9 protein-coding genes are annotated in these 12,489 nt (G+C 64.3%); all 9 read left to right on the top strand.

Features of this window, described 5'->3' with window-relative positions:
* Positions 1-2: 2 nt before the first annotated feature.
* The 9 genes from BG22_RS05970 (at position 3) to BG22_RS05930 (ending at position 12,484) form a co-directional block, all read left to right on the top strand.
* Positions 3-773 carry a DedA family protein gene (locus BG22_RS05970; RefSeq protein WP_375137705.1) on the top strand — a complete coding sequence of 257 codons (771 nt, stop codon included), beginning with the start codon at positions 3-5 and terminating at the stop codon, positions 771-773.
* Positions 773-2,371 (top strand): proteasome ATPase, encoded by a 1,599-nt coding sequence (gene arc / locus BG22_RS05965; protein WP_375137704.1) that lies wholly within the window; start codon positions 773-775, stop codon positions 2,369-2,371. The genes BG22_RS05970 and arc overlap by 1 nt, the downstream gene beginning before the upstream one ends.
* Positions 2,372-2,439: 68 nt before the next feature.
* Positions 2,440-4,152, top strand: a complete 1,713-nt coding sequence (dop, locus tag BG22_RS05960) for a depupylase/deamidase Dop (protein ID WP_140494081.1) — start codon at positions 2,440-2,442, stop codon at positions 4,150-4,152.
* A 29-nt stretch (positions 4,153-4,181) separates the two neighbouring features.
* Positions 4,182-5,039, top strand: a complete 858-nt coding sequence (locus BG22_RS05955) for an inositol monophosphatase family protein (RefSeq protein ID WP_140494079.1) — start codon at positions 4,182-4,184, stop codon at positions 5,037-5,039.
* A gap of 168 nt (positions 5,040-5,207) precedes the next feature.
* Positions 5,208-5,405: a ubiquitin-like protein Pup gene (locus BG22_RS05950; RefSeq protein ID WP_140494077.1), complete on the top strand. Its 198-nt coding sequence runs from the start codon at positions 5,208-5,210 to the stop codon at positions 5,403-5,405.
* Positions 5,405-7,039: a proteasome accessory factor PafA2 family protein gene (locus tag BG22_RS05945; protein WP_140494075.1), complete on the top strand. Its 1,635-nt coding sequence runs from the start codon at positions 5,405-5,407 to the stop codon at positions 7,037-7,039. Before BG22_RS05950 ends, BG22_RS05945 begins: the two co-directional genes overlap by 1 nt.
* A gap of 71 nt (positions 7,040-7,110) precedes the next feature.
* Positions 7,111-7,827, top strand: a complete 717-nt coding sequence (locus BG22_RS05940) for a LytTR family DNA-binding domain-containing protein (protein WP_140494073.1) — start codon at positions 7,111-7,113, stop codon at positions 7,825-7,827.
* 10 nt (positions 7,828-7,837) lie between these two features.
* Positions 7,838-9,142: an ATP-binding protein gene (locus BG22_RS05935; protein WP_140494072.1), complete on the top strand. Its 1,305-nt coding sequence runs from the start codon at positions 7,838-7,840 to the stop codon at positions 9,140-9,142.
* 198 nt (positions 9,143-9,340) lie between these two features.
* Positions 9,341-12,484 carry a glycoside hydrolase family 3 protein gene (locus BG22_RS05930; protein WP_140494069.1) on the top strand — a complete coding sequence of 1,048 codons (3,144 nt, stop codon included), beginning with the start codon at positions 9,341-9,343 and terminating at the stop codon, positions 12,482-12,484.
* Positions 12,485-12,489 lie beyond the last annotated feature (5 nt).

The following is a 12,489-nucleotide window of genomic DNA, read 5'->3' as shown; positions in this document are numbered from 1 at the left end:
CAATGCCCCCTATGAGTTTTTCCCAGGCCTTGACCCTTGCCACAGCCAACGCCCCGGCGGCCGCCGCGCATGCCGTCCAAACCGTCCGGACCCTCACCACGGCATCCGTCGACCCCGTCCCCGTATGCTCGGCCGCCGAGCCCGGTCTCATCGGCACCATCACCGCATGGCTGGTGAGTCTCATGGACACCATCGGTGGCGTCGGCGTGGCATTGGCCATCGCCCTCGAGTCGATCTTCCCTCCCATCCCGTCCGAAGTGATCCTCCCGCTCGCCGGTTTCACCGCGGCCCGCGGCACGCTGAGCCTGCCCGGCGCGATCATCTGGGCCACCGTCGGTTCGGTGCTGGGCGCATGGTCCCTCTACGGCATCTCGCGATGGGTCGGGCTGCACCGCATCAACCGCGCCGCCGACAAAATCCCCGGCGTCAGCCGTGAGGATGTGGGCAAGGCCAACGACTGGTTCACCAGGTACGGCACATGGTCGGTGCTCATCGGCCGCGTGATTCCAGTGGTCCGCTCGCTCATCTCCATCCCCGCCGGATTCAACCGCATGAACTTCCTGCAGTTCACCGGATGGACGTTCCTCGGCTCGGCCGTGTGGAACACCATCCTCGTCTCCGCCGGATACCTGCTCGGCGACCAGTGGTGTTCCATCCAGGGCGCGCTCGGCGTATTCGAGGATCTGGTCATCGTCGCCGTGATTGTGGTCATCGTGTGGTTCGCGGTCCGCAAAGTGCGTACGCTGATGCGTAACAGGAAATCCCAGCAATAATGACCGCGCGCCCGCATGGGCGAAGGAACCGTATGACCTCAACCGAAGAACTCGCCGCCCTGAACGACCGGCTCATGGCCAAGAACCACGCCCTTGCCGAGGCGCTGAGCCGCGCCGGCAAGGAGCTCGTCAAAGCCAAGTCGCAGCTCGCCCAGCTCGCGCAGCCGCCGCTCACCTTCGCCACGATGGTCAAGGTGGACTCCACCCATACCGATGAGGACGGCATCCAGCACGCCAGCGCCGAAGTCGTCTCCGGTAGCCGCCGCATCGTGGTGCCCGTCGCGTCGAACGTCAACGCCGCCCGCCTGACCTCCGGCGCCACCGTGATGCTCAACGAGAAGCTGGTGCTGGTCGAACAGCGCGACACGGACACCGTGGGTCAGATTCGCACGGTCAAACAGACGCTGGACGACGGCAGGATCATCGTGACCGACGCGTCGGGCAATCCCGTGGTGCTTCGGCGCTCCGGCGCGCTCGCCTCCGCTGCGGTCAACCAGGGTGACCGGGTGGTCGTGGACCCGTCCGTGCGCATGGCGCTTGAGGTGCTGCCCGAGGAAGGCGACCGCGATATGGTGCTCGAGGAGACGCCGGACGTCTCCTTCGCCGACATCGGCGGATTGGACGAGGAGATCAGCCGCATCCGTGACGCCGTGCAGCTGCCGTTCCAGCATCGCGCGCTGTTCGAACGCTACGATCTCAAGCCGCCGAAGGGCGTGCTGCTCTACGGCCCACCCGGCAACGGCAAGACGATGATCGCCAAGGCGGTGGCGAACGCGCTGTGCGACGGCGGATACGACATCAACGGCGACGGCACCGTGAACGGAACCGAACGGATGGTCAACGGCGTGTTCCTTTCGGTCAAGGGGCCGGAGCTGCTCAACAAATACGTGGGCGAATCCGAACGGCTCATCCGCCTCATCTTCAGGAGGGCCCGCGAACGCGCCGCCGAGGGCAGGCCCGTGGTGGTGTTCATCGATGAAATGGACTCGCTGCTCAGGACCCGAGGCTCCGGAGTCTCCTCGGATGTCGAGACCACCATCGTGCCGCAGTTCCTGTCCGAACTCGACGGTGTGGAATCGCTCGACAACGTCATGGTGATTGGCGCCTCGAACCGCGTGGACATGATCGACCCCGCCGTGCTGCGGCCGGGCCGGCTCGACGTCAAAATCCGTATCGGACGTCCCCGGCTCGCCCAGGCCGTGTCCATCGTGAGCCATTACCTCACCGACGAACTGCCGCTCGAGGAGGGCGCGGACTCGCACGACCTGTCCGAGGCGCTGGCGCGGGACATCTATGAGGTCTCCGAACGCCGTCACCTGTGCGACGTGCAGAACGAGGCAGGCCAATGGTCCGCACTGTATCTTCGGGATGTGGTCTCCGGCGCCATGCTCAAAAACGTGGTGGACCGGGCCAAGACCCGGGCCGTCAAACAGTCCATCGAAACCGGACAGGACGTGGCCATCACCGTGCCGTTGCTCGCTGCGGCGGTGGAGGACGAATACCGGGAGACCGGCGATTCGATGGTGGACGTCGATCCCGTGCAATGGGCCCTCATCAATGGCATGGACCCGATCCGGCGTATCCGGGCGCGCCAATGAGCTGATGGGCCGGAGTAAGGGACGGAAGCAAGACTTAAGGGACGGAATCAAGAACAAGGAGCATGTGCATGACCGTCAGACGAGTGATGGGCACCGAAACCGAATATGCGGTCTCGTTCAACGGGGCCGGCCGGTACAACCCCGTGCAGCTGTCCTTCGACGTGGTCAACGGCGCGGCCGACGCCAACAGCCGGTCCATCCGATGGGACTACCGTCAGGAGGACCCGGTCAACGATGCGCGCGGCACGCGGCTCGAGCGCGCCGCCGCCCGACCCGACATGCTCACCGACGCCCCGCAGCTCAACATCACCAACGTGATCGCGCCCAACGGCGGCCGTGTCTATGTGGACCACGCCCATCCCGAATACTCCGCGCCCGAAACCACCGATCCGTTCGAGGCCGTGCGATACGACCATGCCGGCGACCGCATCATGCAGGCCGCCGCCGAGCGCGCCGCCGCACGCACCGGCACGCCAATCGTGCTCCATCGCAACAACGTGGATGGCAAGGGATCGTGCTGGGGCACACACGAGAACTACATGATGGACCGCGCCGTGCCGTTCGACCGGGTGACGCGGCTGATGACCCTCCACTTCGTGACCCGGCAGATCTACGCCGGCTCCGGCCGCGTCGGTCTCGGCGAATCGAGCGAGATTCCCGGCTTCCAGCTGAGCCAACGTGCCGATTACATCCACGCCAAAGTGGGATTGCAGACCACGTTCGAGCGGCCGATCATCAATACCAGGGACGAGTCCCACGCCACGGATGACCGCCGTCGGCTGCATGTGATCGTCGGCGACGCCAATCGCATGGATGTGCCGCAGGTCCTGAAGCTCGGCACCACGAGCATGCTGCTGTGGCTGCTCGAACATGCGGCGGAGACCGGATTCGACGTGGACGGGTTCATGGACGGGCTGGAACTGGCCGACCCGGTCGACGCCATGCACATCGTCTCCCATGATCTGAACCTCGACGCCCCACTGCGGATGGCGAACGGAGGCACGACCACCGCGTGGCTTATCCAGCTCAAACTGCGGCAGGCCGTCTATCAGGTCGCCGCGCTGGTGGACGGCACGGATACCGCAGGGGAGCCCGCCTGGCCCGACAAATCCACCACATCCGTGATGGCGATGTGGGGGCAGGCGCTCGCCGATGTCGCCGCGATCCGTCATGCCGGCGACGAGGAGCGATTGACGATGACGAACGAGGCGGGTCGCGTCGAATGGCTGCTCAAATGGCAGCTGTTGGAGAGACTGCGTCGGAAGATTACCGGTACGGCCGGCGTTCCCGATGCGTCCCACGGGACGTCCGAGGCCGGGGAGACGGCGGTATCGCGTTCCGGAACCGCGCACGGCGTACCCGGCTGGGCGGACCCGCGACTTGCCGTCATCGATCTGAAATGGGCGGCGCTGGACCCGGCGGACAGCGTGTTCGCCAAAGTCGCCTCCCGCACCGAGCGGGTCAACACCAAAGCCGAGATCGCCGAGGCTGCGGCCGAACCGCCGGAGGACACCCGTGCATGGCTCCGGGCCATGCTGGTGCGCCGGTTCGGTCCTGAGGTCGCCGCGGTGAGCTGGTCGCGCCTCACCGCCCGCGATCCGGAAGACGCGCGGCATGATGATGCCACGGAATTCTATGGCAACGCCGGTCATTTGGCCGCTCCCGACCGGCATCTGTTCTCGCTGGACATCTCCGATCCGCTCGCCTTCACCAAGACACGGTGCGCCGGACCGCTCGAACAGGCCGGACACGCCATCGACCTGCTCAGGGCGTTGGCATAGCGTAATCGATGCCGATAGACTGGAGGACTATGGAAGACACACGTGAAGAGACGCCGCAGTATCTGCGAAGCCTGGCGCTCAAGGTCGCCGGTCTGCTCGAGGAGGCGGGGCAGCACGCCCTGCAGGACCAGCTCAACCCGAAGAACCTCGTTTCCACTATGGAAGCGGAGGGTAACAGCTACCTCAAGCTTGAGGTCGACGGCAAGATCCTGCGCTTCATGAGCACCCGTCTTGCGGACATCGCCCACTTCGATGGCTTCTGGACCACCCGTCCCGCCGAAAGCCGACCGGGCCAGCGCTACTGGTATATCGGCAAGATCGACGGCGTGATCAACTACACGCGGCGCATGAGCGAATGGACGCTCACCGTCGCGCTGTTCGAATTCGACGAGAACCGCGAGCCCAAGCCCATCCTCGGCGTGGTGCATGCCCCGGCGCTCGGCCTAACCTATCTGGCCGCGCGAGGCGCCGGCGCCGTGCGCATCCACAAGACCTCGGTGGGGGAGAAGCGCGACAAGGTCGTCCCCTCGATGACCGCCTCGCTCGACGGCTCCGTATTGAGCTATGGCATGTCCTTCATTCCGGGCGAGTCGCAGCGCGCGCTCGACGTGGCCTCCGCACTGGCCGGACGTCCGGCGGACATCAAGCGCGTGGGACCGGCCTCGCTCGACCTGTGCAAGGTGGCCGACGGCACATACGACGCCTACTTCGAGCCGATGCTGCACGTGTGGGACATCCCCGCCATCGCCGCCGGAACCGTGGTGGTGTGGGAGGCCCAGGGCACACTCGGCCGATGGAACGGCGACCGCATCCACTGGCGTCACGACAACGACGTGGTGGCCACCAACGGTCTCATCGTCCGCGAGCTCATGCAGTACCTGAAGTAACGGCGAAGTCAGCTGGTTTTTCCAGCTGGCTGTTGATGACATAGGCTCTCCTGATTGGCTCCCCTCGCCGAGGGGAGCTGGCGGGCGCCTTGTCACAGTCGCAACAGCGCAATCAGCAAGAACAGTACGACAAGAACAGTACGAACAGTAAGAACAAAAGAAAGCATCATGCCACAGCAATTCCAACAGCCGCAAGCCCAATCCAATGAAGCCCATGACGAGGAGGCGCAAGCCGCCGTCCAATCTCAGGATCAGACGCAGGACCAATCCGACGCGCTCGACGACATCCTCGACGACATCGAATCCACGTTGGAGACCAACGCCGAGGAATACGTCAACAGCTTCGTGCAAAAGGGCGGCGAGTGATGCCCCAACTGCGTGACAGCGGCACCAGAAGCCTCCACGCTGCGGAACCCGTGCCATCGGCGGAGATGGACGGGTTCTGCCGTATTTTCGGCGTCGAAACCGAATACGGCGTGGCGGTCACCGGTGCCAGCAGGCCCGTGGACGCCGGGCAGGTGGCGATGACCATGTTCCAGCCCATCGTCTCGCGATCCCGGTCCACCAACACTTACCTGTCCAACGGCTCCCGCCTGTATCTCGACGTCGGCTCGCATCCCGAATACGCCACCGCCGAGGCCCGAGACCCACGCGAGGCGTTGGTGCAGGACCTTGCCGGCGAACGGGTGATGCGGAACCTCGCACTGAAGGCGCAGGCGAAACTGCGCGAGTCGTACGGCGAACACGCCACCATCCATGTGTTCAAGAACAATGTGGACTCCGCAGGGCACGCCTTCGGATGCCATGAGAACTATCTGGTCCGACGCTTCGTGCCGTTGGAGGCCATCGAGCATCAGCTGCTGCCGTTCCTTATCACCCGCCAGCTCTACACCGGGGCCGGCCGCATGACCCCGGACGGCTTCCAGATCACCCAGCGGGCCGATTTCCTCGACGAGGCCGTTTCCTCGGCCACCACGCGCTCACGCCCGATGGTCAACACGCGCGACGAACCGCACGCCGATCCGGACTCCTTCCGCCGTCTGCATGTCATCATCGGCGACTCGAACCGTTCGCAATGGGCCACATGGATGAAGCTCGCCGTGACCCACCTCGTGCTGTGCGTGATCGAGGAGGCGGCCCGGCGCGGTGTGCCGAGCGGCTTCGAGGCATGCGCGCTGGCCGACGCCGGCGCGGCCAATCGCGCGGTCAGCCACGACGTGACCTGCCGCGAGGCCCGACTCGCCCTTGCCGACCCGGATGCGTATCGGGCGGTCGGGGAGTCGCTGCCGCATGAACGTCCGGAGACGGACTCCGGCTCGATCGTGGATTCGATTCCGGGTGCCGCTGATAGTGATAGTGACGGTAATGGCGACGCCGTCGATCGCGCCGGTATGCCGACCGCTCTGGATATCCAGTACCGGTATCTGACGATTGTGGAGCGCTTCGTCGAGCGGCACATGGAGGCCCTGAAGGCCGACGTGCGGGATGGTGCGGCCGCAGACGGCATCGGTTCGTTGGCGTCGGATGCCGGACCGTCGCACGTCATCGCCGAATGGCGCTCCGTGCTGGACGCGCTGAGGGACGGCCGTATCGACGACCTCGCCGACCGTGTGGACTGGATTGCCAAGAAGCGTGTGCTTGATGCGCTGAAACGCCGCCGCCCCGATGCGACGTTCGCGCAACTGGAACAGTTCGAACTGGACTACCATGACATCGCCAACGGCCGGCTGTACGACTCGCTGGTCTCGCGCGGCCAGCTGCGGGAGCTGGTGACGGCGTCGGACGTCGAGCGCGCCATCCACGAGCCGCCCGCCGACACCCGAGCCGCCCTGCGCGGCCGGTTCGTGACCGCCGCCCTTGCCGCCGGCGGCCAGTTCTCCGCCGATTGGACGCACCTGACCGTGACCGCCCCCCAACGCCACGAAGCCGTGCTCCTCGATCCGTTCGATGCCGCCGAAACCCCGGAATTCACGCGGCTTATGGAGGCGCTTGGCCGCTGACGCCCCGGGCTGTCCTCCGAACCGGTATGGTGGATATGTTCGGCATGGACGGCGGAGGGAGTGTGCGGCGCATGTTCACGGTGGCGGTGGTCGAGGATGACGACAATGCGGTGGCAAGGCTCCGGGCCTGTCTGGAGCGGTATGAGCGGACACATGAGGGCGTGCGGTTCAATGTGACCGTGTTCGGTGAGCCGACGGCGTTTCTGGACCCGTATAAACCGGTGTGGGACATCGTGTTCATGGACATCGAGATGCCGAATATGGACGGCATGGAGGCGGCACGCCGACTGCGCGCCCTTGATTCGGAGACCATACTCGTCTTCGTGACGAACATGGCGCAGTTCGCGGCCAAAGGCTATGAGGTCGATGCACTCGACTACATCATCAAGCCGTTCGCCTATCCGGATTTCGAGCGCAAGCTCGGCCGTGCCATCGCCATACGAGAGGAGGAGTCGGCCGCGGTGATGATCATGCAGCGCGGCGGCACCAGACGCATACTGCTGCGTGACATCGAATACATTGAGGTGCGCGATCACAGCCTGATCTACCACACGGAGTCCGGCATCGTCACCGGCAGCGGATCGTTGCAGGATGTGGTGGACAAGATCGGTCAACGCGGATTCCTCCGGTGCAGCAAGGCATTCGTGGTCAACATCCGGCACATCGTCGCCGTTCAGGGCAATGACCTCACGCTCGGCGGCGGTGAGACGATCGCCATCGGACGAACCTACAAAAAGACCTTCATGACCGATCTGGCCGCCGGCATGGCCGACGGCACCGTGTTGTGAGAGCATCGCCATGGGGCAGGTCATACGGTTCTTCGACGCGAACGGCATGGTGTTCGAACTTCTGATCACCACGCTGATGTTCACTTGGTGGCTGGAACGCCGTCCGGGGTTCACGGCCCGTTTCGGTCTCGGCATGGCGGCGCTGCTCGTCGGCTCCGGCCTCTGGCGGCTGCTGGTGCCGGTCAATCTGTGGACGGTCAGTGCGGAGAACATGCTCGCCTACGTGATGTACACCGTGTGGATCGCCCTGTGCTGGCGCGTCAACATGCGTCAGGCCGTGTTCTACTTCGTGATGGGCGGCACTCTCCAGCATTTCGTGTACCGGGGCGCCCGGCTCGCCTCCACATGGCTCCACTACTTCTGGGAGGACGCCTCCTGGATCGACACGTACGTGTATGCGCTGATGGAGATCCCGTTCTTCGTGATCGGGTATTGGTGCTTCGGCAGACCTCTGGTGCGCAAACAGACATCCGCATTGGCGGGGCGCTCGGTGCTGATGCTCCTGTTCGGCATGCTGCTGTGCATCAGCGTCTTCACGAACCTGTTCAACGCGATGGTCGGTTCGCAGGTGGGGTCGGCCGCCTTCGGGATATTCAGCGCGTTCGACTTGGTCACCTGCGTCTTCGTGATGCAGCTCGCCATCGAGATCGTCATCAATCAGGTCGCCCGGTCGGACGGCGAGGTGATGCGCGAGCTGCTCCGCCAGCAGAAGCAGCAGATGGCCGCATCGAAGGCGACCATCGACCTCATCAACGTGAAGACCCATGATCTCAAAAAGCAGATCGCCTCACTTGGCGCGGCCATATCTGATGACCAAGTCAGGGAGCTGTCCGGGCTGGTCGACATGTATGACGCCTCGGTGCGCACGGGCAACGAGACGCTGGACGTGCTCATGGCGCAGAAATCGATGGAATGCGAACAGCAGGGCATCTGTTTCGACCGGATGGTCGACGGTTCGCTGCTCGCCTTCATGAATCCGGTGGACCTGTACTCGTTGTTCGGCAACGCGATCGACAACGCGCTGGAGGCGGTCGCGCGGCTCGACGCCGGCGAGGACCGGTATATCTCGGTGCGTGTGCGGCGGGATAAGGGCATGGCGATGATCCGCGTCGAGAACCCGTTCGCCGGCGATTTGACCTTCGAGGACGGGTTGCCCCGCACCTCCAAGGAGGACGCTCGGTACCACGGGTTCGGCACACGTTCGATGCGTATGATCGCCGAGCAATACGATGGCACGATGGCCATATCCGCGAGGGGAGGGGTCTTCCGGCTGACCGTGATCCTCCCGCTGCGTGACGCCGATGCCGGCCGGTGACGGGTGCCTATCCGCTCGTCACCGGTTTTCCAATGCTCCCGCCATCTGCTCGGGCATACACCCGCCACCCGAGTCCGGTGCCGTTCACCCCGCGAAAACGACCGTTCACGCAACGGCGTTTGAGCGGTGGCCGCACCCATCCGAGACTTGAACCGAAGGCGCGCACAGTGGGGCGCCCAGACATTCAAGGAGGATGAGATGTTCAAACGAACGAACTTGTGGCGGGGACTCACCGCCATCGGCGCGTTGCTCCTCGCCGTCGCCATCATGGCGGGATCGATCATGGAGACCTATCGCACGTCGCTTGACGCGTTCGCCGGCACCCGTAGCCAGCGCACGGTGACCGACCAGTCCGCGGACGGCGGCAACAGCTGGACCTACCAGTCCGAATTCAAGTCCGCCAAGGAGGCGTACGAGGGTTGGAAGGCCTTCGCCAAGGAGGAGGCGCAGGAGACCTTCGCACTGCTGAAGAACAGCAACGACGCGCTGCCGATCTCCAAGAACGCGAAGATCACCATGTTCGGCGTGCGCAGCTACGCCCCGGTGTACGGTAGCTCCGGCGGATCGATCGCCGACGGCAACTCCACCGTGGAGATCACCGATGCGTTCAAGGAGTCCGGCTTCGACATCAACCCGTCGATGCTCAAGGCATATCAGGAATACTTCAAGGACAAGAAGTGGACCACGCCGCAGTTCGGCAGCGGCATCATCCCGGAATACGCGGAGATCACCAAGTACGACGACCCGTCCGAGCTGAGCCTTGACGAGCTCGCCCAGTTCAACCCCGACTACAACTCCCAGTACAAGGACTACAACGACGCCGCCATCGTGGTCGTCGGCCGCCCGGGCGGCGAGAACGGCGCGTACAACATCGGCGAGGACGGTCTGGCCGACGGTGTGCACACCGCGAACGGCAACATCCTGAGCCTTTCGGATGAGGAGATGGCGTTGGTCAAGGAGGCCGAGGCCAACTTCGACAAGGTTATCGTGCTCGTCAACTCGGCCAACGCGATGGAGATCTCCAACCTCAAGAACGACCCGAAGATCGACGCGATCCTGTGGGTTGGCCTGCCCGGCTCCTACGGCTTCTATTCCGTGGCCGACGTGCTCAACGGCACCGTCTCGCCGTCCGCCCACTTGGGTGACGTGATGGTCACCAACGCGGCCGTGTCGCCGGCCATGCAGAACTTCGGCGACATCCCGTGGTCGAACGCCTCCGACTTCTCCGAGGACGCGGCCGTCAACTCCTACCTCATCGAATCCGAAGGCATCTACACCGGCTATCGTTACTATGAGACCCGCTATGCGGACATCGTCATGGGCAACGGCGGCGAGGAGGCCTCGGCCGGCACGTACTCGAACACGGACGGCACCGTCGCCACCAAGGATGGCACCTGGGACTACGCCAACGAGGTCGTCTACCCCTTCGGCACCGGCCTGAGCTACACCACGTTCAAGCAGACGCTTGACAAGGTCGAGATCTCCGGCGACAAGAAGACCGCGACCGTCACCGTCACCACCGAGAACACCGGTGACGTGGCCGGCAAGTCCGTCATCCAGCTCTACGCCTCCGTGCCGTACACCGACTACGACAAGAAGAACGGTGTGGAGAAGTCCGCGATCCAGCTCATGGACTTCGAGAAGACCGACTCCCTGAAGCCGGGTGAGAAGCAGACCATCACGATGGACGTCGACATGACGAACATCGCCAGCTACGACGCCAACAAGGCCAAGACCTACATCGTCGATTCGGGCGACTACTACTTCGCCATCGGCGACGACGCGCACGATGCGCTCAACAACGTGCTCGCCGCCCAAGGCTACGACGAGTCCGACGGTATGACCGCCGCCGGCGACAAGTCCAAGACCTACCAGTGGACGTGGGACGGCGACGTGGACGCGGCGACGTTCTCCACCTCCGACACTGGCACGGCGATCACCAACCAGCTCTCCGAGGGCGACTACTCGATGGACTACAACTCGTTCGAGGACGGCACGGTCACGTACCTGACCCGCTCCGACTGGAACGGCACCTTCCCGAAGACCTATTCCGGCCTGACCGCCGGCAGCGAGGTCTCCAAGCTGCTCAACAACGATTTCATCGAGCTGGCCACCGATGACGACGTCTCGGACATCACCATCGGCGACAAGTCCGCCAGCGACCTGACCATCAACGATATGAAGGGCGCTGCCTTCGACGACGAGCGTTGGGACGAGCTGACCTCCAAGGTCTCCGTCAAGGAGTTCATGTCGTTCGCCGAGAACGCGTTCCACATGATCGGCGGCATCGAATCCGTCGGTCTGCAGGACATGACCTCCGACGACGGCCCCGGCGGCTCCGACTCGCACACCCTGTCCGAGGGCCAGTACCAGGGCAAGGCGTTCTCCGATGCCAAGGACGAGGCCTACGCGAACAAGACCTCCCGCGTCGCCCCGTCGCCGACCAACCTCGCCTACAGCTGGAACAAGGAGCTGGCCTACCGCAATGGCGAGCTGATCATCGGCGAATCGAGCCTTGTGTTCAACCTGCCGATCATCATCGGTCCGGCGGCGAACCTGCACCGTCATGCCTACAACGGCCGTGGCGTGGAGTACTACTCCGAGGACCCGATCCTGTCCGGCTACATCGGCTCCGCCGCCGTGCAGGGCGCCCAGTCCAAGGGTACGCTGGTCAACGTCAAGCACATCGCGTTCAACGATCAGGAGATCAACCGCTCCGGCATCGCCGTCTTCATGAACGAGCAGAAGGCCCGCGAGATGGAGCTGCGCAACCTGCAGCAGCTCATCGAGGGCAAGGGCAAGCCGGCCTCGTTCGAGACGGATGATTCCAAGGCGGACGCGTACACGCAGGGTGCGCTCGGCGTGATGACCTCCTACAACCGCATCGGTGCCGTGGCCTCGTCCGCCAACGCCGCCGTGATGGTGAACATCCTGCGCAACGAGTGGGGCTTCACCGGCTACAACGTCACCGACTTCACGTCCGTGTCGCCGCACGCCGCCCCGAAGGAGTCCGTGCTCGCAGGAACCACCGCGTTCTGCGGCTTCGGCAACCAGGGCGTGACCTACTGGGATGCGGACACGCTGTCGAAGGACCGCAACATGCTGCTGGCCATCAAGCAGAACGTCCACTATGCGCTGTGGGCGCTGGCCAACTCCAACGCCATGAACGGCGTGAACTCCACCACCCACACCGAGAACGTCATGACCTGGTGGCGTGCGGCCTACATCGCCGCGATCGCCGTCACCGGCGTGGTCACCGCAGGCGGCGTGGTCGGCTACATCACCGTGCGCGTCCGCGGCGCGAAGTCCGTGGCCGCTCCGGCCGGCATCTCCTCCAAGTAGGAAAG

It is taken from the genome of Bifidobacterium sp. UTBIF-78, from assembly GCF_006408945.1.
GTDB lineage: Bacteria > Actinomycetota > Actinomycetes > Actinomycetales > Bifidobacteriaceae > Bifidobacterium > Bifidobacterium myosotis.
Note: the sequence above shows the minus strand (reverse complement) of the source record. Positions and strands in the feature narration are given on the sequence as shown.